General features: G+C 58.0%; 24 protein-coding genes and 1 pseudogene. 20 read left to right on the plus strand and 5 right to left on the minus strand.

The features are described from left to right. Positions 1–3 precede the first annotated feature (3 nt). Both phhA and PQU98_RS10500 read right to left on the minus strand, forming a co-directional pair. A complete protein-coding gene (phhA, locus tag PQU98_RS10495; RefSeq protein WP_272744894.1) occupies positions 4–861 on the minus strand; it encodes a phenylalanine 4-monooxygenase in 858 nt (285 codons plus the stop codon). Further along, positions 839–1,183 (minus strand): 4a-hydroxytetrahydrobiopterin dehydratase, encoded by a 345-nt coding sequence (locus PQU98_RS10500; protein WP_272744895.1) that lies wholly within the window; start codon positions 1,181–1,183, stop codon positions 839–841. Before PQU98_RS10500 ends, phhA begins: the two co-directional genes overlap by 23 nt. A 227-nt stretch (positions 1,184–1,410) precedes the next feature. Between PQU98_RS10500 and hppD the strand changes: the two genes are divergently transcribed. The 20 genes and pseudogenes from hppD (at position 1,411) to PQU98_RS10595 (ending at position 19,301) form a co-directional block, all read left to right on the plus strand. Then, complete coding sequence (hppD, locus tag PQU98_RS10505; RefSeq protein WP_272744896.1) at positions 1,411–2,493, plus strand: 4-hydroxyphenylpyruvate dioxygenase; 1,083 nt, start codon at positions 1,411–1,413, stop codon at positions 2,491–2,493. A 24-nt stretch (positions 2,494–2,517) separates the two neighbouring features. Continuing rightward, the gene (gene hmgA / locus PQU98_RS10510) at positions 2,518–3,804 is read left to right on the plus strand and encodes a homogentisate 1,2-dioxygenase (RefSeq protein WP_272744897.1); all 1,287 of its coding nucleotides are present in this window, start codon (positions 2,518–2,520) and stop codon (positions 3,802–3,804) included. Next, positions 3,801–5,087, plus strand: a complete 1,287-nt coding sequence (gene fahA / locus PQU98_RS10515; protein WP_272744898.1) for a fumarylacetoacetase — start codon at positions 3,801–3,803, stop codon at positions 5,085–5,087. Before hmgA ends, fahA begins: the two co-directional genes overlap by 4 nt. Positions 5,088–5,094: 7 nt before the next feature. Next, positions 5,095–5,745 (plus strand): maleylacetoacetate isomerase, encoded by a 651-nt coding sequence (gene maiA, locus PQU98_RS10520; RefSeq protein WP_272744899.1) that lies wholly within the window; start codon positions 5,095–5,097, stop codon positions 5,743–5,745. 17 nt (positions 5,746–5,762) lie between these two features. Further along, positions 5,763–6,119: a Rieske (2Fe-2S) protein gene (locus PQU98_RS10525; RefSeq protein WP_272744900.1), complete on the plus strand. Its 357-nt coding sequence runs from the start codon at positions 5,763–5,765 to the stop codon at positions 6,117–6,119. A 60-nt stretch (positions 6,120–6,179) separates the two neighbouring features. After that, complete coding sequence (locus tag PQU98_RS10530; protein WP_272744901.1) at positions 6,180–6,614, plus strand: RidA family protein; 435 nt, start codon at positions 6,180–6,182, stop codon at positions 6,612–6,614. Positions 6,615–6,690: 76 nt separating this feature from the next. Beyond that, positions 6,691–7,779 carry a DNA polymerase IV gene (dinB, locus tag PQU98_RS10535; protein WP_272744902.1) on the plus strand — a complete coding sequence of 363 codons (1,089 nt, stop codon included), beginning with the start codon at positions 6,691–6,693 and terminating at the stop codon, positions 7,777–7,779. Between the two features lie 126 nt (positions 7,780–7,905). Continuing rightward, positions 7,906–8,085, plus strand: a pseudogene (locus tag PQU98_RS17060) (response regulator transcription factor); the annotation flags it as partial. Between the two features lie 133 nt (positions 8,086–8,218). Continuing rightward, entirely contained in the window at positions 8,219–8,449 is a 231-nt protein-coding gene (locus PQU98_RS10540; protein ID WP_272744903.1) for a hypothetical protein, read from the plus strand. Between the two features lie 126 nt (positions 8,450–8,575). After that, positions 8,576–9,064: a hypothetical protein gene (locus tag PQU98_RS10545; protein WP_272744904.1), complete on the plus strand. Its 489-nt coding sequence runs from the start codon at positions 8,576–8,578 to the stop codon at positions 9,062–9,064. A gap of 55 nt (positions 9,065–9,119) precedes the next feature. Further along, a complete protein-coding gene (locus PQU98_RS10550) occupies positions 9,120–10,349 on the plus strand; it encodes a multidrug effflux MFS transporter (RefSeq protein WP_272744905.1) in 1,230 nt (409 codons plus the stop codon). 101 nt (positions 10,350–10,450) lie between these two features. Continuing rightward, positions 10,451–11,029, plus strand: coding sequence for a lytic transglycosylase domain-containing protein (locus PQU98_RS10555; protein ID WP_272744906.1), 579 nt, complete (start codon positions 10,451–10,453; stop codon positions 11,027–11,029). A 24-nt stretch (positions 11,030–11,053) separates the two neighbouring features. Further along, positions 11,054–11,368: a TrbC/VirB2 family protein gene (locus PQU98_RS10560; RefSeq protein ID WP_272744907.1), complete on the plus strand. Its 315-nt coding sequence runs from the start codon at positions 11,054–11,056 to the stop codon at positions 11,366–11,368. Between the two features lie 9 nt (positions 11,369–11,377). Beyond that, on the plus strand, positions 11,378–11,662 hold the full coding sequence (locus PQU98_RS10565; protein WP_272744908.1) for a VirB3 family type IV secretion system protein: 285 nt from the start codon (positions 11,378–11,380) through the stop codon (positions 11,660–11,662). Between the two features lie 14 nt (positions 11,663–11,676). Then, positions 11,677–14,112, plus strand: a complete 2,436-nt coding sequence (locus PQU98_RS10570) for a VirB4 family type IV secretion/conjugal transfer ATPase (RefSeq protein ID WP_272744909.1) — start codon at positions 11,677–11,679, stop codon at positions 14,110–14,112. Further along, positions 14,109–15,326 (plus strand): TrbL/VirB6 family protein, encoded by a 1,218-nt coding sequence (locus PQU98_RS10575; protein WP_272744910.1) that lies wholly within the window; start codon positions 14,109–14,111, stop codon positions 15,324–15,326. Before PQU98_RS10570 ends, PQU98_RS10575 begins: the two co-directional genes overlap by 4 nt. Beyond that, positions 15,323–16,168, plus strand: coding sequence for a TrbG/VirB9 family P-type conjugative transfer protein (locus tag PQU98_RS10580; protein ID WP_272744911.1), 846 nt, complete (start codon positions 15,323–15,325; stop codon positions 16,166–16,168). Before PQU98_RS10575 ends, PQU98_RS10580 begins: the two co-directional genes overlap by 4 nt. Before the next feature lies 1 nt (position 16,169). Next, positions 16,170–17,276: a TrbI/VirB10 family protein gene (locus tag PQU98_RS10585; protein WP_272744912.1), complete on the plus strand. Its 1,107-nt coding sequence runs from the start codon at positions 16,170–16,172 to the stop codon at positions 17,274–17,276. Positions 17,277–17,295: 19 nt separating this feature from the next. Further along, positions 17,296–18,267: a P-type DNA transfer ATPase VirB11 gene (virB11, locus tag PQU98_RS10590; protein WP_272744913.1), complete on the plus strand. Its 972-nt coding sequence runs from the start codon at positions 17,296–17,298 to the stop codon at positions 18,265–18,267. Positions 18,268–18,374: 107 nt separating this feature from the next. Then, on the plus strand, positions 18,375–19,301 hold the full coding sequence (locus PQU98_RS10595) for a dioxygenase family protein (protein WP_272744914.1): 927 nt from the start codon (positions 18,375–18,377) through the stop codon (positions 19,299–19,301). A gap of 44 nt (positions 19,302–19,345) precedes the next feature. Here the strand turns inward: PQU98_RS10595 and PQU98_RS10600 are convergent, their stop codons facing one another. The 3 genes from PQU98_RS10600 to PQU98_RS10610 all read right to left on the minus strand — a co-directional run bounded on the left by PQU98_RS10600 (position 19,346) and on the right by PQU98_RS10610 (position 24,107). Next, entirely contained in the window at positions 19,346–20,686 is a 1,341-nt protein-coding gene (locus PQU98_RS10600; protein WP_272744915.1) for a glycoside hydrolase family 130 protein, read from the minus strand. A gap of 24 nt (positions 20,687–20,710) precedes the next feature. After that, positions 20,711–23,053 carry a glycosyltransferase family 4 protein gene (locus PQU98_RS10605; protein ID WP_272744916.1) on the minus strand — a complete coding sequence of 781 codons (2,343 nt, stop codon included), beginning with the start codon at positions 23,051–23,053 and terminating at the stop codon, positions 20,711–20,713. Positions 23,054–23,312: 259 nt separating this feature from the next. Further along, entirely contained in the window at positions 23,313–24,107 is a 795-nt protein-coding gene (locus PQU98_RS10610) for a DUF72 domain-containing protein (RefSeq protein ID WP_272744917.1), read from the minus strand. Positions 24,108–24,141 lie beyond the last annotated feature (34 nt).

Here is a 24,141-nt window from a genome sequence, read left to right on the forward strand (position 1 = left end):
TACCTAAGGCATCGGCACGCTTAAGTGCACCACATCATCTCCGGCAATGACATCACCGGCCTCCAGCGTCGGCTGGTTGAGTACCCGTGCATACAACGGCGCGAAATCTTCCTGCGTAAAGTTCAACAGCCTCTCAAGGTCGGGCAGAACGAAATAGGTTTCCTGAAAGTCGTCGATGCGGTAGCGCGTGCGCATCACGCGCTCCAGATCAAAGGCTATGCGATTGGGTACGGGGCTTTCCAGCGCATAGGGCGTCTCGCTATATGACGACAAAATCCCGGCCCCGAAAATGCGCACTTCACCGGCCTCAAACACCAGACCAAATTCGACCGTGTACCAGTAAAGCCGCGCCAATGGCTCCAGCGCGCCCAAAGCTTTCGCCCGCAATCCACCCTGACCATAGGCCTGAATGAAATCGGCCATGACCGGGTGCATCAGCATCGGCACATGACCAAAGACATCATGAAAAACGTCGGGTTCCTGAAGATAATCCAGTTGATCGGCCCTGCGGATAAACTGCCCGGCCGGAAAACGGCGGTTGGCCAGATGCTCGAAAAACACCTCATCGGGCACCAGCCCCGGCACCGCCACGACCTGCCAGCCGGTAGCCGCATGGAGAATATCATTCAACCGCTCAAAACGTGGGATTTCATCGGCAATATTCAGACGATCGAGCCCCGCCATAAAATCGGCGCAGGCCCGGCCTTTAACCTGCTTGATCTGGCGCTGATAAAGGGTTCTCCAGACATCGTGTTCCGCCGGCCTATAGGTGTCCCAGTCCTGCGGAATCGTCCAGTCAGGCCGGTCAGGGACATAACCGCCGGCCTTGCCGTGTAACTCAACTGTGGTTTGGAGAAGCATGGACCGTGTCACCCTGATGTTCCGCTGCCGCGCCATTGATGAAGCGCGCCAGCTTGAGATCTTTTTCGGTCAGGCCCTTGGCATCATGGGTCGTCAGATGAATAGCCACGCGGTTATAGACATTGCTCCATTCCGGGTGGTGATCGACCGCTTCGGCATAGTGGGCAACCTCGGTCATAAAGGCCCAGGCAGCACGAAAATCCTTAAATTGCAGGTGACGCTCAAGCGCGGTATCGCCCGAAGTCAGATCCCAGTCGGGCAAGGATTTTTTCAACCCTTTAAGGTCATCAGCCGTCAGACGGGTAACTAAAGCCGTAGTCATTTGGGCCTCCAGTAGTTACATTTGATCTTAATTTAGCATGTTTTTGGCATTGCCGTCAAAAATCATAATCCATCCCGCATAAAAGCATAATTATTTTTATTATCGCGATCTGGCGGTCAAACTTTTCACAAAAACGTTTTCTCACACCCTGAATTAGGTCTGTTATTTCGGAAAGTATCATGTGATACTGGTTTCAATTAAGACTATAGCCTGCGGAGAGACCTGCCATGACCCCAGATTCTGCCAAAGATCCTGCCAACCCCATCGGCCTGAACGGTTTCGAGTTTGTGGAATTCACCAGTCCCGATCCGCACGCCATGATCGCCCATTTCGAGCGACTGGGTTTCACCGCCAATGCCCGCCATCCTGACAAAAACATCGTCCGCTATAAGCAGGGCCGGATCAATCTGCTGCTCAATCTGGAAACGACTGGACAGGCGGCTGAGTTCCGCAGCGACCACGGCCCGTCGGCGTCGGGCATGGCCTTTCGCGTGGCTGACCCCAAGCAGGCGTTTGAGCTGGCCCTGTCGCGCGGTGCTAAAGCCGCCGATGCCAAGGCCAGTGCGTTGGGTGAAGAGTCATATGTGCTGCAAGGGATCGGCGGTTCCTATCTTTATCTGACGCCGGATTATGCCGCAGGACAATCGCTGTACGACGACTGGGTCGCCATCGACGGTGCCGAGGCCGCCGAGCGCGACAACAGTGTCGGCCTCGACCTGCTTGATCACCTGACCCACAATGTCAAGCGCGGCCAGATGCGGACATGGTCGAGCTTTTACAACCAGATTTTCGGCTTTGAAGAGCAGAAGTATTTCGACATTAAGGGGCAGGCCACCGGCCTGTTCTCTCAGGCCATGATCGCCCCCGATAAGGCCATCCGTATCCCGCTCAATGAATCCCAGGACGACAAGAGCCAGATCGAGGAATTTATCCGCGAATATAATGGCGAGGGCATCCAGCATCTGGCGCTGACCACCGCCAATATCTATGACACGGTCGAAAAGCTGCGGGCGCGCGGCGTCAAGCTTCAGGACACAATCGAGACCTATTATGAACTGGTCGACAAACGCGTGCCCGGCCACGGTGAAGACCTTGAACGCCTCAGGAAAAACCGTATCCTGATCGACGGCAATGTCGGAGATGAGGGCATATTGTTACAGATTTTCACCGAAAACCTGTTCGGGCCGATCTTTTTCGAGATCATTCAGCGCAAAGGTAACGAAGGCTTCGGCAACGGCAATTTTCAGGCCCTGTTTGAATCGATCGAACTGGATCAGATCCGTCGCGGCGTGATCGAGGTGGATGCGTAAACACTAAAAATACGGGTTGAAACCATGTCCAGTTACATCAGCGGTTTTGGCAATCATGTCGCCACGGAGGCCGTAGGCGGGGCCTTGCCCGTGGGACAGAACTCACCGCAGCATGTACCGTTTGGGCTCTATGCCGAGCAGTTTTCGGGCTCAGCCTTCACGGCGCCCCGCCATGACAACCGCCGGACATGGTTTTACCGGCTGCGCCCCTCCGCCGATCATCCGGCCTTTGATCCGTACACGGCTCCAAACTGGTTATCAGCCCCGCTTGACGGTCCAGCACCTTCGCCGGATCGCCTGCGCTGGTCGCCCCTGCCCTATCCGCATGAGGCGGTGGATTTCATCGACAGCCTGATCACCTATGCCGCGACCGGCGATGTCGCGACCCAGACCGGCGTGGCCTTGCACCTTTATGCCGCCACCGCCGACATGACGGCCCGCGCTTTTTTCAATGCCGATGCTGAAATGGTCATTGTGCCGCAGGAAGGGACGCTGAGGCTTGTCACCGAATGCGGCATCATCGATATTGCCCCGCTTCAGATAGCCGTCATTCCGCGCGGACTGAAATTTCGCGTAGAGTTACCGGATGGTCGAGCCCGCGGCTATGTGTGCGAAAACTACGGCCAGCCGTTTCGCCTGCCCGATCTGGGGCCAATCGGCGCCAATGGGCTGGCCAATCCGCGCGATTTTGAAGCCCCCGTCGCGGCCTTTGAAGATATCGACGCCCCCCATGATCTGATCCAGAAGTTTCAGGGTGGATTCTGGGTAACGCGTATGGATCACTCACCGTTTGATGTGGTCGCTTGGCATGGCAATAATGCGCCCTATCGTTATGATCTGCGCCGGTTTAATGTGATTAATACGGTCAGTTTCGACCATCCTGATCCATCGATTTTCACCGTACTGACCTCGCCGTCTGAGCATACCGGCACAGCCAATTGTGACTTTGTCATCTTCCCGCCGCGCTGGATGGTGGCCGAGCATACCTTCCGCCCGCCGTGGTTCCACCGCAATATCATGAGCGAATTCATGGGCCTGATCGAAGGCCATTATGACGCCAAAGCCGAAGGGTTCGCCCCCGGCGGGGTCAGCCTGCACAACTGCATGAACGCCCACGGGCCGGATAAGGCGAGCTACGATGCCGCCATTGCCACCGATCTGATCCCGCAAAAATATGACGGGACGATGGCCTTCATGTTCGAGACCCGATATGTGCTCAAGCCTGCGGTTCAGGTGTTGAATGCCCCCCATCTCCAGCCCGACTATGACCACGGCTGGGCCCGGTTCGAGAAAGCGAAACTGCCGAAATGATTGATCAGACCCACGATCCCAAGCGCCAAAGCTGGGTAGATAGCGCAGGCGGCCACAGCGATTTCCCGATCCAGAACCTGCCGCTGGGGGTATTTAGCGTCGGCGGCGAAGGCCCGCGCATCGGCACGGCCATTGGTGACTACGTGCTTGATTTGAAAGCCATTTCCGGTCTGTTGCCCACCGAGGTCGCGCCCGCCCTGTCGCAACCGGCGCTGAATGAGCTGTTTGCCCTGCCCACCAAAGCCCGTAAAGCTTTGCGTCAGCGCCTATCCGATCTGTTGAGCGATGACCGCCACCGTGCCGATATCGAGCCGCATCTGCACCCTGTCGGCGATTGCCGGATGCACCTGCCCGCCCGCATCGGCGATTACACCGATTTTTATGTCGGTATCCACCATGCGATGGCGGTGGGTAAGCTGTTCCGGCCCGACAACCCTCTGCTGCCCAACTATAAGCATGTGCCTATCGGCTATCATGGCCGCGCCTCCTCCATCCGCGAAAGTGGTGTGCCGGTTGTGCGTCCAAAGGGCCAGACCAAGGCCCCTGAGGCTGACGCCCCATCATTTGGCCCATCGCAGCGGCTGGATTATGAGCTGGAACTGGGTGTCTTTATCGCCCGCGGCAATGCCTTGGGCCAATCCATAGATATTGCTGATGCCCCCGATCATATCGCCGGTCTATGCCTGCTCAATGACTGGTCGGCGCGTGACTTTCAGGCCTGGGAATATCAGCCGCTGGGGCCGTTTCTCGCCAAAAATTTCCAGTCTACCATCTCACCGTGGGTCATCACCGCCGAGGCCTTAGCGCCATTTCGAACCGCGCAACCGGCCCGTCCCGAAGGTGATCCGGCACCCCTGCCCTATTTGAGTAACCCTGCCGATCAGGCATCGGGGGCGCTCAACATCGCGTTAGAGGTGCAGATCCTGACCGAACAAATGCGCAGCCAGAACCTGCCGCCGCAAACCCTTAGCCGGTCATCGACTTTAGCTGCCATGTACTGGACGATCGCCCAGCTTATCACCCATCATTCGGTGAATGGCTGTAACCTGATGGCCGGGGATCTGCTTGGTACCGGCACCCTGTCGGGGCCGGAAAAAGCACAGGCGGGCAGCCTGCTGGAACTGAGCGATGGCGGCAAATCGCCGGTCACGCTTGATAATGGTGAAACACGGCGCTTTCTTGCCGACGGCGATGAGGTTATCCTGACCGCCCGCGCCGAGGCCGAAGGCTTTAACTCCATCGGGTTTGGTCAGTGCCGAGCGCAAATTTTACCAGCCGTTTGAGGCGATCATGACCACACTCACCCTTCATGGTTACTGGCGTTCCGGCGCGGCTTACCGCGTGCGCATCGCCCTTAACCTCAAGGGTCTTGAGTACGATCAGGTGTCCCATGACCTGCGCACCGGCGCACAATCTGCTGCTGATTATAAAGCCATAGCCCCGCAAGGCTTGGTTCCCGCCCTGCAATATGGCGACCTGACGCTTACCCAAAGCCCGGCTATCTTAGAGTGGCTGGAGGAGACGTTTCCGCAACCGCCGCTAATACCAACTGAGGCCGATGCGCGGGCGATTGTGCGCGCTATGGCGGCCTTGATTGGCTGCGACATCCACCCGCTCAATAATCTGCGGGTATTGAAACGGTTGAAAAAGCTGGGCCATGACCAGTCACAAATCGATGACTGGGCACGGCACTGGATCACGACCGGTTTTGACGCTCTGGAAACAATGGTTGCACAACATGGCCGTGGCTTTTGCTTTGGCTCGACGGCGACCTTTGCCGATTGTTACCTTATCCCGCAGCTCTATTCCGCCCGCCGGTTCGGGGCTGATCTAGCGCTCTATCCCCGCCTTCTGGCCGTTGAGGCGCGGGCCTCCGAATATGAAGCGTTCAGGCTGGCCCATCCGTCCGTACAGCCGGATGCTGATCCTGCCGGAAACTGATCCTGAATGAGTGCTAAATGACGGAACGCTTAAGCTCTACACGCGCTGGCATAGCGCTGGGCCCACTGGCGCAAATCCCCGATGGCACAGCCCGCAACTACGTGCTGAAAATCGGGGAGGCCTATTTCCACGGCTTTATTGTTCGTCAAGATAACAATGCCTTTGGCTATGTCGATGCCTGCCCCCATGCCGGACTGCCGCTCGCGCAGGAACTGGATCACTATCTGACCTCGACCGGCGATCTGATCATGTGCTCATGGCATGGCGCCCTGTTTAAAATCCAAGACGGCGCCTGCATCGGCGGGCCCTGCGCGGGCGCAAAACTTACACCCTGGCCCGTGATTGTGCGCGCAGGTGAGCTATATACGGCTTGACAAGTCCCCGCATAATTTGCCCTTAAGGACAAAGATATACCTGTTTCGGGAGATACCCTCATGCTTAAGCCCGGCGCCCACCAACCCGGCACCCGCCTGACCCCCTCCGATGAGGTTCAGTTCTTCCTGCATCCGCATCCGCGCTCGCCGTTTTCAGAAGCCGTGCAGGTCGATAATGTGCTCTATATCTCCGCCATGATCGGCCTCGACTCTGAGGGCAAGCTGGTCGAAGGCTTTGAGCCCCAGACCCGTCAGACCCTGACCAATCTGGCTGAAATCCTCGGCAAATATGGTCTGGGCCTTGAACATGTCTTTAAGGTGACGGTCATGATGACCGACATGACCAAGTGGAGCGAGTTCAACAAGATTTACCGCACCTATTTCCATCCATCGCGCCTGCCGGTACGCACGGCGTTTGGGGTGGCGGGTCTGGCGTTCGATGCGATGGTTGAGCTTGAGGTTCAGGCCTATATCCCGACCGGTGCCGAGGCATAGACGGAATCACCCACCGGCTTGCCAAGCCTGCATTTTCTGCTATGTTCTATTTTTGTTCTCGCCAAGGGACAGAAAGATGGACGCCGACTTACGCAAAATCATTCACGTTGATATGGACGCTTTTTATGCGTCGGTCGAACAACGCGATAACCCCGACCTGCGCGGTAAGCCGGTGGCTGTGGGCGGCGTGCGCGAACGTGGTGTCGTGGCCGCAGCCTCTTATGAGGCCCGCAAATGGGGCGTGCGTTCGGCCATGCCATCAGTCACAGCGCGGCGCAAATGCCCGGAACTGGTTTTCGTACCCCCGCGCTTTGAGGTTTATCGCGCGGTCTCTAACCAGATCCGAGAGATTTTTGCCGCCTATACGCCGCTGATCGAGCCCTTGTCGCTGGATGAAGCCTATCTGGATGTGACCGAAAATCTGAAAGCTATGGCCTCGGCCACCGAAATTGCCCAGAATATCCGGGCTGACATTTTGTCGGCGACGGGCCTTACCGCCTCAGCCGGTATTTCCTACAACAAGTTTCTGGCCAAGATGGCGTCCGATCAGAATAAGCCCAACGGCCAGTTTGTGATTACGCCAAAGACCGGCCCGGCCTTTGTCGAAGCGCTCAAGGTCGGCAAATTCCACGGCATAGGGCCTGCGACCGAAGCCAAGATGAACCGGCTCGGCATCTATACCGGCCTTGACTTGAGGGCTCAGACCCTGCCGTTTTTACAGCATCATTTCGGGGTGTCCGGCCCGTACTATTATGGCCTGGCGCGCGGGATCGACCATCGCCGCGTCAAGCCCGACCGGGTGCGTAAATCGATCGGGGCCGAGAACACCTTCTTTGAGGATGTTCATAGCTTTGAGGACGCACAGATGCGCCTGAACCCCATTATTGATAAGGTCTGGCGCTACGTCGAAAAGAACGATACCCGTGCCCGTACCGTCACGCTTAAGGTCAAGTTTTCCGATTTTCAGCAGATTACCCGCTCACGTACCGGCACCACCCTCATTGATACCCGCGCCGATATGGCCGCTATCTGTCATGACCTGCTCACAGGGGTGTTTCCGATAGTGAAGGGCATCCGCCTTTTGGGGGTGACGCTGTCGTCCTTGGGCGATGACAGCCAAAACGATGACGCACCCGCACCCGCACAAATGTCGTTAGCGCTGTAACCTGTCACCACTACTGTCATTGTGCGGTGACTACCCCAATAAAACGACATTTTATCATATTATTTTCATTGACCTTTTCTATGGTCACGGCAGATTAACCCTAGTTCGCTTTAAGGGAGAACGACCGTGCCGCATAGGTCTTCGGGGATTGAAAGCCTTTCCTACCGCCAAAAGGAGATTCTTCGGCTCATTGCTCAGCATTTGCAGGCCAAAGAAGTCGCACGACAACTCAACATCAGCGAGCGCACCGTCAAAACCCATACCGATGCCGCCCGTAAGCGACTTGGCGTTTCAACCAGCCGTGACGCGGCCCGCCTGCTGGTCGCTCACGAAACAGCCGAGGCCCTAGTCCCTGAAGGACGATGGCCGCCAAGGACGATAGTCACGCCCCCGCCTCATCTGCCATCATATCCGGACGGCAATGAGGGAGTTCCAAACGATGACACAAGCTTACTTTTCGAGCGAACCTTACTTTCTGATACATTGGCAAGATCTGGAGGCGGCCTGGCGGATGTTGGCGGCACCGGACAAACAGGACGAGATCGTAGAAACTCTGAGGGCGGTTCAGTCCTTAAGCCTGAGCAACGGGTCAGAGAAGATAGTGTTCAACATCATAGCGGCTACGGCCTGGCTGACGGACGACGGGCAGGTGGTTTCAGACAACAACTAGCCGATCTTAGCCTCCTGAAATGGCTGGGCCTTATAGCACTTATTGCTGTGATGGCCCCGCTACTCATGGGCGGCATTCTTACCGCCCTCTTTGCGACCCTTGAAGCTATAGATCGCGCACAAACCTATGTCAGGTGACAACTGGATCTGGTGGTTTTGGGTCAGCGGGTCATCCGTTGTGGCCGCCGCCTGCGGTATTATCGCATGGTGGCGCGGCGGGGTTCCCGAACGTTACGGCTTCACCCTGATCCTGATCGGCTGGACCCTGACCCCCTTCGTTCAGGATCGTGGCGGCCATGGTCCGGGAGTATGGGTTATGTTGCTCGATATCATAACCTTTATTGGCTTGATCGTGATATCTGTGTGGTCCCGCCGGATATGGACGCTGTTTGCCTGCGCCTTCATGCTCGATACGGTGGCATCTCATCTCGTCGTCTTTTTGGCTCCCCATGTGGATCTATACAGCTATATCACCAGTCTGGGGTTTGGAGCGGCTATGCGCTCGCGCTCTCCATGGTCGCAGGGGTCTGGGAAAACGAAATATACCGGAAAACCCGTGCCAACCTTGCCCAAGAGACTCATCAGAAATTATAGTCTGGTCTTCGGCAAGGTTTGAGTTCACCGTCCATACCTGTTAAAGATCGCGCACCTTTTTTGTTTGTGTGTGCGTAATGACCTCATCCCCCCCGGCATCGAAACCCGAACCTTCTTTTGCGGAGTTTGTCGCCATGATGGCGGCGTGCATGGCCCTGATGGCGCTGGGGGTTGATACCATGCTGCCCGCCCTGCCGCAGATGGGCATTGACCTTAAGGCTGACAGCCAGAACCACCTGCAATGGATTATCGTCGCCTACTTTTCCGGTGCCGGTGTCGGACAGCTATTTTTCGGCACCCTGTCCGATTGGCTGGGACGTCGGCGTGTGCTGATCGCGGGCGTTCTGGCCTATGTGGTCATGTCACTTGCCGCAGCCGCAGCCTCTGCCCTGCCCGCCATGATCGCCCTGCGGTTTCTACAAGGCGTGGCCGCGTCGTCCGCCAACGTCATTCCGCGCTCGATCGTCCGTGACCGCTATGTCGGCTCAACCATGGCCAAGGTCACCTCGATGATCTATGTCGTGTTTTTGATGGTGCCGGTCATGGCCCCCAGTCTGGGGCAACTGATACTGTTCGTTCTGCCCTGGCGCGCCATTTTCCTGCTATTTGCCGCGGCGGGTATCGTCGTCGCCCTTTGGATGTGGCGCAGACTGCCTGAAACCCTTATGCCAGAGCACCGCAGCGCGCCAAACCCGCGCCATCTCGCGCATGTGTTCCTGTTTGTCATCAAAGAGCGCACCTCTTTTTACTATATTCTGGCAATTACGTTGATGACTGCGTCGGTCGTCACCTATCTGTCGCTGATGCCGCAGATTTTTGACGAAAGCTTTAAAACCCCAACCCTGCTGGGACCGGTGTTTGCCGGTTGTGCTGTGGGCATGGCCTTGGGCTCAACCCTGAATGCCCGCATCGTCGAACGCTTCGGCTCACGCCGGATTTCACACATTGCCTTAAGCGTCTTTACGATTACCGCTATCATCCATTGGGTATGGGCGATGACAGGTCATGAAAACCTGATCAGCTTTATTATCTTCCAGACCCTGACTATGGCGTGTATGAGCCTGTCGACCTCAAACTTTGCCGCCATTGCCATGGAAAAGGTCGGCCATGTCGCGGGCACCGCTGCCTCTCTGCAAGGGGTGACCTCAATGGTCGGCGGCGCCCTGATCGGCAGCTTTATCGGGCAGCACTGGATCGGAGATGTGGCGCTTTTACCGCTGGGGGCTGCACTTTGTGGCGCGGTGGCCTTAGGTCTGGTTTGTCTGGCCGAAAAAGGACGGCTTTATGGCCGTGGCATGGCGGCTTAGGGTCGCGTCTGTCACATAAGGTTGTTGCGGTTCATCAAACCGTCATATAGTCCGTATAAAGCGCTTTTTGACTGAGTTTAAAGCCACGCCCACGGGGACTTATGACGGCCAGACCCGCATATGCCGTAATGACCATGCTGAGCGTTTGCACGCTGGCCGCAACGGCTTATGCTCAGGTGTTTGAGGTCGATGCAGCCGGTAATTTGAACCCGCTCTGCACCTCTCTGCCACCCATCGTGCCCGCATCATCTGCTACAACCTATCCTTTTCAGGCCGCCATTGACCGCGCCGCCGAAGCTTTTGACCTAAGCCCCGATCTGATTGCCGCCATTATCCGTCAGGAATCCGGATTTAATCCCTCAGCCATATCGCCACGTGGCGCGATTGGCCTAATGCAACTCATGCCGGCGACGGCTCGCGAGCTGGGGGTCAATGCTTACGACCCCGAACAGAATATTCACGGCGGCGCGGCTTACCTGCGCCAGCAGCTTGACCGTTTTAATGGCAAGCTCGATGTGGCTATGGCCGCTTATAATGCCGGTGCCGGCGCGGTTAACCGTTACGGAGGGATTCCGCCTTACCGTGAGACGCGCACCTATATTGACAAAAATCTCGACAGTCTGGCGAAAGCCATGCCAAATGAGGCGAAAGCTTCCGTGTCTGAAACCACCTGTTCCTGACCTTTCCCAAAAGAGACGCTGACCATGAAACGCCCTTCGTTTTTAGCCCCTGTAGCCGCCATTCTGGCCTATGCGATCAGCGCCACCGCAGCGGCCGCTCAAACCGCCCAGACCAATCCGCAGGGCTCAAGCCCGATCCTTGGGGCCGTTAACTGGATACAGGGCACTTTGCTGGGTAATGTCGCAACCGCCGTTGGCGTGATCGCTGTGGCCGCTGTTGGTTTCATGATGCTCACAGGGCGGATGAACTGGCGCTTCGGGGCGACCGTGATCCTTGGCCTGTTTATCCTGTTTGGGGCGGCAACGATTGTGGCGGGCATTCAGTCCGCCGCCGGATAGACCAACGCCATGACCGATCTTGTCAAAGCACCCATATTCCGTGCCCTGACTCAGCCCCAGATGGTCGGCGGTGTGACCTATAGCTATCTGATCATCAATGGTGTGGTCACTATGGAGTTCTTCCTGATCACGCGCTCATTCTGGGCGTTTGGCATAGCGCTTTTGGTACATGTTATCGGTTATCTGGCCTGTCTGCGCGAACCGCGCATTTTCGACCTGTGGCTGACCAAGGTGTCGAAATGCCCGCGCATCAAAAACTACCGCTTCTGGCGGTGTAACTCCTACAAGCCCTGAATAGGTTTTAGCGTATGTCCGTAGACGGATTCTTAAGGTTAGGGCCAAAGGAACAGAGAATAGGTGAGCGTTTGCCCTATTCGCACCTGTTCAACGATTCCACCGTGGTGCTGCGCGACGGTTCGCTGATGCAGGCGCTCTATATCGACGGGTTCGGGTTTGAAACCGCCGACACCACCGATCTCAATACGCTGCATGCCCTGCGTGAAAGCGCGCTCAAAGCCATTGGCCATTCGCGGTTGGTGCTGCACCACCATATCCTGCGCCGTAAAGTCAGCGTCGAAACCTCCGGCCAGTTCGATAATGCCGTGGCCGAGCACATTAATGACCGATGGCAAGCGCGCTTAAGCTCACGCCAATTGTTCGTCAACGACCTGTTTATCACTATCGTCCGCCGCCCGGCCAAGGGCAAGGCGGGCTTAGCTGAGAGCATGGCCAAGCTGTTCGGCGGCGGCGCTACCGACCGCGAAGCCGAAATTCACCGCGATATGCGCGATCTTGATGCCGCGCGCGAGGCCCTGATGGCCGCCCTTGGTCGCTATGGCCCGCGCCTGCTCGGCGGCTATGACACCAAAGACGGCCGCTGCAATGAACCGCTGGAGCTGCTGTCGGCGATTTTCCACGGCGAAATGCGCCCGGTCATGCGCCCGACCCTGACCGCCAAGGACGATCTCGGCCACTATATCCCCTATCAGCGCTTAAGCGTCGGCGTCGATGCGCTGGAACTCAAATCCGCCGGTGACGCCAAAAGCTTCGGGGCCATGCTGTCGGTCAAGGAATATCCGCCCCATGCCGTGCCGGGGATGCTGGATGCCCTGCTGCACCTGCCCTATGAAATGACGCTGTCGCAAAGCTTTCAGTTCGTCGATCGCCAGATCGGCCTTGAGCGGGTGGGTCTGGCCCTGCGCCGTCTGCGCGCCGCTGATGATGATGGCGTAAGCTTACGCGCCGGACTGATGAATGCCAAGGATGAGCTGGCGTCCGGTCAGACAACTTTAGGCGAACATCATTTGTCGGTTATGGTGCGCACCCCGACCTTAGAGCAACTCGATCAGGCAGCGGCGCAGTGTTCCTCAGCGCTGGCTGACATTGGCTCGATTTCGGTACGCGAGGACATCAATCTGGAACCGGCATTCTGGGCACAGTTTCCGGGCAATGAAAACTATATCGCAAGGCGTGCTTTGATCTCCAATTCGGCCTTTGCCGGCATGGCCAGCCTGCACGGCTTTGCACTCGGTAAGGCCGCCGGCAACCACTGGGGCGACGCCATTACGGTGCTTGAAACGACCTCGGCCACGCCGTATTTTTTCAATTTCCACGCCGCTGATCTGGGTAATTTCACCATCATCGGCCCATCCGGTTCAGGTAAGACGGTCGTTCTCAACTTCCTGGCCGCTCAGGCTCAAAAGATTAATCCGCGCACGATAATTTTCGACAAAGACCGCGGGGCTGAGATTTTCATCCGTGCTATCGGCGGGCACTATGCCGCCTTGCGCGCCGGGGAGCCGACCGGCTTTAATCCGCTGCAACTGCCCGATACGGCGATCAACCGCGCCTTTTTACGTGATTTCATCAGCCGTCTGATTACCGGCGACGGCGCCCCGCTTCATCCTGAGGAGGACGCGGTCATTGCTGCCGCCGTCGACAGTCAGTTTGAGCAGGAACCCCGCTATCGCCGCCTGCGCTATTTTCAGGAACTGCTCGGCGGGTCGCGTCGTCCGTCCCAGGGCGATCTGGCTACCCGTCTTGCCCCGTGGGTTGGCAATGGCGAGTGGGCGTGGCTGTTTGACAACGAAGTCGACCATCTCGATCTCGAAGCCCGCGTGCTGGGCTTTGACATGACCCAGTTCCTTGATCAGCCAGCGCTGCGTACGCCAATTATGATGTACCTGTTCCACCGGGTCGAAGAACGGCTGGATGGCAATCCGACCATGATCCTGATCGATGAGGGCTGGAAGGCGCTGGACGACGAAGTGTTTGCCGCCCGCATCCGTGACTGGATGAAGACCCTCAGAAAGCGCAACGCCATTCTGGGTTTTGGCACCCAAAGTGCGTCGGATGCCCTCGACAGCCGCATTTCCTCGGCGATTATCGAGCAATCCGCGACCCAGATTTTCATGGCCAATCCGCGCGCCCAGATGGACGATTACGGCGAAGGCTTTGGCCTGTCCGAACACGAAGTCGGCCTGATCCGCGCCCTGCCGTCCCATGCGCGGGCCTTTCTGGTCAAACACGGCAACCATTCGGTCGTGGCCCGTCTTGACCTGTCGGGTATGCCCGATCTGCTGACCGTGCTGTCAGGCCGGGAATCGACCGTGCGTCAGCTTGATGAACTGCGGGCCCAATATGGTGACGATCCCGCCAACTGGTGGCAGCCTCTGGTGGGCACGCCCTATCCGGGCACGCCCCCTGTGGCGGATGACCGGCGCGTGAAAGCGGGGGCCTCATGACGCCGGTGATTTCCGCCTGCCCGTCCATGCCACTTGAGGGCTCAACAGGGATTTCGGGTGCCCTGATCAGCGTCGATTGCCAGATCAGTCAGGTCGTCGAATCGAGCTTTGCGCGCCTGTTCGGATCCGGCGGGATGCTCGGCTCGGTGCTGACCGCGCTCCTGACACTCTATATCGCCTTTCTGGCCTATGGTCTGATTACCGGCCGCACGCGCATGACGCTGACGACCATGAGTCCGCGTGTGCTGGCCATTGGTCTTGTGCTGACCTTTGTCACCGCCTGGCCCGCCTATCAGACCGTCGTCTATAATCTGCTGACGCGCGGGCCGGATGAGATTGCCGCGGCCCTGACCGGCTCCCCCGGCGGCGCGACCATCGCCTTTTCACGCCGTCTGGACGTGTTGTTTGTACACTTTGCCGATGCCGCGACCGCGCTCGAAAACTCTACCGCCCAGACGGCGCAAACCACCACCTCCCTGATGCGCAACGGTAAGACCACCGCGTCTGACCTGCTGTGGGGGTCGGGGCTGATCCTGTTGCTGTCGACCGTGGGCACCCTGATCCTGTCGCGCCTGATCCTGACCCTGCTGCTGGCGACCGGGCCGGTGTTTGTGATTTTTGCGCTGTTTTCCTCGACACGCGGTTTGTTCGAGGGCTGGCTGCGCACGGCAGTCGGTTTTGCCTTCGTGCCGATGCTCGTGGTCTTGGGCGGGTCGGCCTGCCTGACCCTGCTCAGTCCCGTCATTCTGGCCATATCGAATGACCCGCTGAAAGCGCTTAATGACATTCAGCCGATTGTCATCCTGTTCATGGGCTCGATCATCTATGCCACGCTGTTGCTGCTTCTGATGTGGACGGCATTTAATATGCTTAAGGGCTGGCACCCGCTCAAAGGCCGTACGGAACCGCAAACGCCCGAAAACATTCAGGTCGCCCAGACCCTGGCTGCCGGACAATCGGCTGCCCTGCAAACCCAAGGCCTGATCAACCGGCTGGGGGGTGCAGCGGGCTCTAACACCACAACTTCGGTTGCGACCTCCAGCCGCCTGCAAAGCGTCAGCACGACCTTAAGCACCGTGCAATCGTCACCGGGGCTTACCACCACCGCCTCAGGCGCACGCCGCGCCAATACTGTTCAGGGCCTTGGCCAGAGATTCCGCACAAACGCGCCCTCAAACGCTGCCGCCCCCTTATCAAAGACACCGGGTTCATGAAAACCATTGCCTTTACATGCCTGCTGATGGCGTCCGTTGCCAGTTTCACGACCCCCGCTATGGCTCAGGTCAATGCCGTGGGCTCGGATGACCGTATCCGCAATATCGCCTATGATGACGGCGCGGTCGTGCGTCTGGATACCTGTCTGGGCTTTCAGACCATGATATCGTTTGCCGATACCGAAAAGGTCGAAAACATCGCTATCGGTGACGCCGCCCAGTGGCAGGCGACGCCGAACAAGCGCGGCAATATCCTTTTCATCAAGCCCTTCGTTAAATCAGCCCACACCAATATGACTGTGGTGACGGATAAGCGCCACTACAGCTTTGAACTGAGCGCCCGCGACAGTTCGGCCTGCAATCGTGGCGACGTTACCTATGACCTGCGCTTTCAGTACGCGCCTGAGCCCGCACCGGCGGTGATCACCGCCGACGGCAAGGTGGTGACCGAACCGGCCTCACGCCTGCCGGAAAAGCGCAATACGGACTATACCTTCTCCGGTCAGGCCGAACTGGTGCCCTTGCGCGTCTTTGATGACGGCACCTCGACCTATATGCGCTGGTCGGCCGGCGTGGTCATTCCGGCCATCTATGCCTTTGGCTATGATGGCACCGAGACCATGGTCAATTTCGCCTATGTCGAAGGTTATACGGTGATCGAACAGACCGCCCCGGCCTTTGTGCTGCGTAAGGGCGAGGCCCGCACTGTTCTTTATAACGAAGGCTTCCTGCCGCCGCAGCTTGATGCCCAGTCGCCGCGCCCACGCCCTGAACCGGAAAAGAAAAAATTCTGCCTGTTCGGCTGCCGCAGCGAAGCCGACGCCACGTCAGAGGGCCAGTAAGATGAAATATAACCTGTCCTCACCCCCACAGCCGCAAAAAGACCCGCGCACCCAGATGGACGCAGCCGAACTTAAGGCCGCCGGAGCGCGTGCCCTGCCCGAAGTCGCCCAGAAATCAAACGCCAAGGACGCTCTGGTCATGGCGGGTGGTCTGATGGGGGCCGTGTTCTTAGGGGCGGTCACTCTGGTCATGCTGAGCAACAACCGCCAAAACCCGCCCGCGCAGACACCGGCTGCCCAAACCCCGCCGCAACCCCAGACCCCACAGGGGTCAGTGGTTATGGATCAGCCGGCAACGCCTCTGACCGAAGGGCCGATCATGCCGGTCCCGCCAATCGAACAACCTCAGCCGCCGGTGCCTGCGGGCACGGCGCCAGTACCCACACCTGACAATAATCCGCGCGCCAATACGCTGGTCTATGATGTCAGCGCCCCTGAACCGGGGGCCAATGCGCCCGCGGCCGCTGGCTCTGCTCCGGTATCGCCGGTTCTGGCTGCCCGTGGCCCCAGCGTCGGTGACCTGACCGGCGTTGACGCTACTTTTCAGGCCCGCGCCTCCCGCATCAATAATCCGGGGTTTGTCGTCCCTCAGGGCACCATGATCCCCGCCGTGCTGGAAACCGCGCTTAATTCCGACCTGCCCGGCTATACCCGTGCGCTGGTGTCACGCGATATCAAAAGCTTTGACGGCTCACGCGTTATTATTCCGCGCGGGTCACGCCTGATCGGGGCCTATCGTTCGGGTCTGTCAAGCGGGCAGAAGCGCCTGTTTGTCACCTGGACCCGCCTGATACGTCCGGATGGCACCGCCATTCAACTGGCCGATCCGTCAACCGATCCGGTCGGTCAGGCGGGCCTCACCGGCGATGTCGACAGCCATTTCTTTAAGCGGTTCGGTTCGGCCATGCTGTTGTCGATCATTGGCGGGCTGGCCGGGTCGCTGAACGATTCCAACTCCAACACCGTGGTCATCGGCACGGCCAGCGGCGCCAATAATGCCGCCACCGCCGCGCTCGAATCCGACTCCAAGATCGCCCCCACCATCAAGGTCGCGCAAGGCACACCGATTCAGGTGTTCGCCTCCCGCGACCTCGATTTTACCCAATAGACTGGTTGCAGTAATTTTAATGGCCGTTGAACCGCTCCATCCCGAAGGCGTTTATCTTCGCACCTATCTGGCGCCGTTTCGCCCGTGGCTGGACCGCGAAGACGTGACCGAAGTCATGGTCAACCGGCCCGGCGAAGTGTGGGTGGAAATTTCCGGCCAGCCGCACATGCAGCGCTTTGACGCGCCCGACATCAATGATCATCTTGTCAGTCGGTTAGCGGCCCAGATCGCCCGCATCAGCCATCAGGGCATCAACCGCGAAAACCCGCTGCTGGGCGCAACCCTGCCGACCGGTGAACGGGTTCAGGTCATCGGCCCGCCCGCCACGCGACGGCATTGGGCGCTGGCGATCCGCCGCCACGTCATGGTCAATCGACCCTTAGAGGCCTATGACCGCGGGCCGATCAAGGCCGCGACCTACACCACCCGTGAGCAGGATCAGGTGGCCGCCCGCCGTGATCCGGTCGGGTTCCTGAAAAAAGCCGTGCTCGCCCGTAAGACCGTGCTGATTTCGGGCGGCACTTCATCGGGTAAGACGACGTTTCTGAATGCGATGCTGCAAACCGTGCCGGAGTCTGAGCGCATCATTCTGGTCGAAGACACGCCCGAAATCATTGCCCACCAACCCAATGCGCTCGGCCTTGTGGCCGTTAAGGGCGAGCTGGGCGAAGCCAAGGTCACGGTCAATGACCTGCTTCAGGCCTCCCTGCGGTTACGGCCCGACCGGATCATCGTCGGTGAAATCCGGGGGGCTGAGGCGGTCACATTCTTACGCGCAATCAATACCGGCCATCCGGGATCGTTTACTACCGTCCACGCTAACTCCCCGCAAGGCGCACTGGAACAATTGGCGCTGATGGTCATGCAGGGCGGCATGAGCCTGTCGCGCCAGGAGACGCTGGCCTATGCCTCAAGCCTGATCGATGTGGTGGTACAGTTGTCGAAATCGGGCGGTGAACGCGGCATCAGCGATATCTACTGCCCGGTTTAACCGCTTTCGGCCATATCATTTCAGTTTTGAAATAGCAGCGTTACCGAATTTGCCGCATTGGCTTTATAAGACCTTAAGTCCCCACATAAAAATAAGGACTTAAAGCTTTGACCCACCCCCACGCCCCAAATGAGCCTTATCACAAGGACGAAGGCAGCCTTCAGGATCTGATTGAAAGCGTCGCCTCGCGCCGGCGCACCCTGTCCATTATTGGCGGCGGGCTGTTTACGGCCACCTTCGCCTCGGCCTGTGGCGGCGGCGGAGGGGGCGGGACAACCACCGCCACGGTTACCAGCAGCGCCTCATCATCTTCGTCGTCAAGCTCATCATCCAGCTCGACCTCAAGTTCGGCCTCATCATCCTCAACCGCCAGCGGCACCTGCACCACCTATGCCGAAGAAACCGCTGGCCCCTATCCCGGTGATGGGTCTAACACGGCCTCAGGCTCAGTAATCAATGTGCTGGCCTTATCCGGTATCAATCGCTCAGATATCCGAACCTCCGTCGGCTCGGCGTCCGGTACGGCGCCCGGCTTGCCGATGACGCTGACGATTACGCTGGTCAACTCGGGTAATAGCTGTGCGCCTCTGGCCGGATATGTCATCTATCTGTGGCACTGCACCCGTGACGGACTTTATTCGCTCTATACCCTGACGGGCGAAAACTATCTGCGCGGCGTTCAGGTCACTAATGCCAATGGTCAGGTGACCTTCACCACCATCTTCCCCGGCTGCTATGACGGACGGATGCCGCACCTGCATGTTGAGGTTTACCCGTCGCTGGCCGCCGCCACGTCCTATGCCAATAAGCTAAAGACCTCGCAGTTTGCTCTGCCACGCGATGTCTGCACCAGCGTATACGCCAATGTCAGCGGATATAGCGCCAGCGTCAGCAACCTAAGCCGCATCACCTTTGCCAGCGATAATGTGTTTTCGGACAACAGTGCGACCCAGCTTGCCGCCCAGACGATAGCCTTGAGCGGCGACACCACAAACGGCTATACCGGCACAGTGACCTATGGCGTGACTATTTAAGTCCCTCGCCGGGTGGTGGCTAGAGCGGAATAATTAGATCAAAATCATTCCGCTCTAGCCACCACAGGCTCTGGCGGGGTCGCGGCCGTTTGCGCGGCCCCGATCCCCAGATGGCTGAGAATATCGCCAATGCGTGCAGAGACAAACCGGATGGATGAATCGGCCACCCCATAGGGAATCATGATCCAGTCACCGGCCCGCATCCCGCCACAGGTATAGACCACGTTCGGCACATAGCCTTCGCGGGTTTCTTCGTCCGGCGACAACAGGGGCAAGGTGGAGCGGGCAATGACCTTGCGCGGGTCGTGCCTGTCGAGCAAGGCCGCCGCCAGCGAATAGCGCCGCATGGCCCCAACCCCGTGGGTCAGCAGCAGCCAGCCCTCGTCCAGTTCAATAGGCGAGCCGCAATTGCCCATCTGCACCAGTTCCCAGGGATAGACCGGCTCGATGAACCGGTCGCCATAGTTCCACACGGTCAGGTCATCGCTTTCAAGATAGTACAGGCTTTCGTGGTCAAGGCGGCCGATAGCGGCATAGCGGCCATTGATCTTGCGCGGGAACAGGGCCAACCCCTTATGTCGCGACGCTTCTCCGCGAAACGGCGACAGGCGGAAGGTCACGAAATCATCGGTTTCAAACAGCTCACAGCCGATCTCGCGTCCGGAATAGGCGGTGTAGCTGCCGATATAGGTCGACCGGCCGCCCTCATCTGTGAAATGCACCATGCGCAGGTCTTCGAGACCATTGGACTGGGCGCGCGTGATCGGAAAAATCACGGTTGAGGAAATATTGCAGGCCGAATGGCGGCGCAGATCAACCGGGCCATCGGCACCGACATTATGGATCGGAGAGGCCGCCACCACAAAATCACTCTCGTCCTTAAGCTCAATCGTGCCGTCACGGTGAAACACACCCTCACGGAACGAAATGGTCGAGATATGGCCTTCACCGACTGTGCGCAATGACATGATAAACCGAACTGAATCCTCTGCCATCCCCGATTGATCCGGATGCGGAACAACGGACGGGTTCATAACCGCAGCCGCTTCGAAACTATATTCATGTGAGAAATAGGCCCCGATCAGGGCGCGGTGATCGTCATCCAGATTATCCATCCCCCCGATCATGTCCTGGATCTGACGGAAGCGATCTATGAAAATCTCACGGGTTTGCCAGTGCCGGCCCTGAAAATCACGGTTCACATTGGCAAGCTCGGCCTGACACTGTTCCCGCGTCAGGCTAACCAACTGGTTGCAGATGCGGTGGGCGCGCGAGGCGCTGCCCTGAGCCGAACCTGTCGGCTGCACCGAGATGGAGAACGGGCGCAAGACCACGCGTTCAGGATTGGCGGTCAGCACGATCGGACTATGGGTCAGATTATACATTTAGGCAGTCCCCGTTTAAACAGTCTACAGATTAGCCATCATGGCGGTCCAGCTTAAGTGATAGGCCAGCAGCGATTCCGCGCCCTGATTGTGATTGCAGCCTTCCGGCGTCAGGCCATCGAAACAGCCGCCATCATCAGTGATCAAGGCCACTCCGTGATCGTTTTCGCCGTGGAACCATGCCAGCACCCGGAAGGCTTCATCTTTCCAGTGCGAATCCTGCGTTACCCGAAACGCCGTAAGGCAGGCATTGATCGTCGCCTGCACCTCAAGCGGTTGCTGATCGAACAGGGGCGTCGTCTGCCCGCCCTCATCAAAGCGTGAGGTCGGCACCGGCCGGAAATGGCCGCCTTTGGCGCAGGTTTGCTCCGTCATCAGCCACTTAAGCGCGGCGACACCGTCGTCAACCATAGCCTTATTGCCCAGAACATCACCGGCAATAATCAGGGCTTCCGGCAGCCGGGCATTGTCATAACTTAAGGCAGGCTCAAACCACGGATGACTGTCATTGGCATGATCCGTAAGGCCATTACGTAACAACCGGCTAAGGTCATGGATGCGGTGGCGAATATCGGCGTTGTCACCGACATGGCCAAGAGCCCGCGACAAAACCCGGATCAGTATGGCGCGCGATCGCTGAGAATCCCACGCGTCAATGTACGAAATTACGCGTTGCGCCAGTTCCTTGGCCCACAGGCGCAGATCGTCCGGCAGAGATGATCTGACCGTATCAATCAGGGCCTCAAACGTTCGGGCACAACAATCATCCGAGCCACCGTCATCCAGCCAGTTGCGGCCATAGTCCATAAAATTGCGGAACCGCTCACCTGTCCAGGCATGGTTGACAAAGCCCGCATAAGCATAGGCCAGGCGGTCACGCGCTGCACTGCCCTCGACCCAGCCCGATTGCAGGGCAATCAGCGACAGGGCGCGGCAATTGTCATCGGTGCAATAGCCATGATTACGGTCAGCCAGCCGGAACTTCCCGTGCTGAAAGATGCCGCAATCATCGCTCATGCGCGCAATCGCTTCCCACGAAGGCGGCCGCGTCAGATAATCCTTGTTCGGTGTAGGTTTGGGCGCATTTGCCGCCATTTCCATGTCCGCCGCCGCGCGTGCCACATAAGTGCCGGCGACCGCCCCCCAGCGGGAGGGCCGGGCGTAGTCATAGGCGCGCTGCGACATGGCAGAGCGATGATCGTCAGAGGTCAGAAGGTTTGAAATCTCGCGGGCAAAGGCCATGCTGTCTCCAAACGGGCAGATAACCCCAACCCCGTCCGCCAGCGCTTCTGCCGCATGCCAATAAGGCGTTGAGACCACTGGCCGGCCCAGAGCCAGCGCATAGCTCAGCGTCCCCGACGTGATCTGGGTTTCGGTCAGGTACGGCGTCACATAGATGTCCGTTGCCTGAAGAATATCGATCAGCTCGGCATCATCCATGAAGCGGTTGACGAACCGGATATGATCTTCAACCCCCAGCTCACGCGCCATATTGATCAGGCTGTCGCGGTAAGCTTCGCCCTGAGACGCCACCAGATGCGGATGGGTAGCTCCGACGATCAGATAGGTCAGATCAGGCGTCGTATCCAGAATATCGGGCAAGGCCTTGATGATGGTTTCAATGCCCTTATTGGGTGACAAAAGCCCAAAGGTCATCAGGGTTTTTTGCCCTCCAACACCAAAGACCTCTTTGAAGCGCTCCGTATCGCCCAGGGGGCGCGACGGCGCACCGTGTGGCACCACAAGGATTTTGGTCTCAGGCACCTTATAGACCTCGCGCAGGATTTTCGCCCCGCGCTCAGCCATAGTCACCAGAGTTGACGACAGGCGGATGAGTGCCGACATGACGCGCTTTTGATCGTCGTTAGGGGTTTCAAGCACGGTATGCAGAGTGGTCACAATCGGCATGTTCAGCCGCTCAAGGCACTCGATCAGGTAGCTGCCTGCCGGGCCGCCGTAGATGCCGAACTCATGCTGAACGAACAGAACCTGTGTCTCTGAGGCATTCAGACTGGCGGCCAGACGGCGATAGGCTTCGGGGTCGTTCTGGGGCACCTGATCGGTCACGACATCAGGGTAATCATACTCACCATTCGGGTCGTTCATGGCAATCACGCGCCAGTCGGCCTTCGGCAGCGCCTGAGACAGACAGATGTACATATCACGCGTAAAGGTCGCCAGACCACACATGCGCGGCGGAAAATTGCCGATAATGGCCGCGCGCTTAATGCGCCCGCCCTGCGGGCTGACCGTTTGCTGGCCAGCCTTAGTTTCAGGCCGTACGGATGGCGGTGCCGTATCCGTCACATCAAAGCCCGATGACGCTAATGACTCCGGCCCTAACCCTACAGTCTTTTCTTGCAGCATGATCTGACCTCAAAAAAATTGATGTAACGCGCAACCGACCGCTGTCTGGCAAAACAAGATTGCCAGTATAATTCAGGTAAATATTATATAGGGTCCGGCGTATATTCGCCGCCTTTTGCCCACAAAGGGTTCAGGCACAAACTATACGGTAAATTGGTGTGCCATTTCCCATAAGGAAACCATAGGCATTATAAAAATCAACTGTCAGGAGAGCATTAAGATCACCAAATACGGTCTGATCACGCCCTTTTGACAGGTTTCAAAGCCTTAAACGCTTAATCAGCCCCATAGCCGCCGCCGGATTGCGCACCTTATGGCCGCTGATGACAAACGCAAAGACATCGGTGGGCTTCTCCGATACAGTGCGGGTGACCGCCTCCATGTCCTGCGGCACGCCACCGTCAGCATAGGTTTTCAGGCGGCCGGCCCACGCATCCAGTTCCCCCGTCGTGTAACCCTCAGCCTCATATTCGCGCGTGCCCATCAGACGCAGATACACAAATGGGGCGGTCACATCGGCAATCTGCGGAAATTCGCTGTCGCCGGCGGTGATGATGGCCACACCATATTCCCGCGCCATCTGCACAAAGACGTCATCGCGAAAGCTGTCGTGGCGCACTTCGACCGCATGGCGCAGATCAAGGCCATCATGGCGTTTCGGCAGTAATTTCAGAAATGCCTCAAAATCTTCGGGGTCAAATTTTTTCGTGGCCATGAACTGCCAGTTGATCGGCCCCAGCTTTTGTTTCAGTTCGGTGATGCCCGAACTTATGAATTTTTCGATTGAGTCACCGGCTTCGGCCAGCACCCGCCGGTTGGTGGTGTAGCGCGAACCTTTGAGCGTAAAGACAAAATCATCCGGTGTTTCCTCATACCACTTGATGTAGGAGGCCGGTTTCATCGAACCATAATAGGTGCCGTTGACCTCAATCGCTGTCATCTGACGCGACGCATATTCCAGTTCGCGTTTCTGCGTCAGGCCCTCAGGATAGAACGGCCCGCGCCAGTCTTCATAGGTCCAGCCACCAATGCCGATATAGATTCTGCCGCTCATCTACCTCTCCTGTGGCTGTCCGAACTCACGGTAA

It is taken from the genome of Asticcacaulis machinosus, assembly GCF_028550435.1.
Classification (GTDB): Bacteria; Pseudomonadota; Alphaproteobacteria; order Caulobacterales; family Caulobacteraceae; genus Asticcacaulis; species Asticcacaulis machinosus.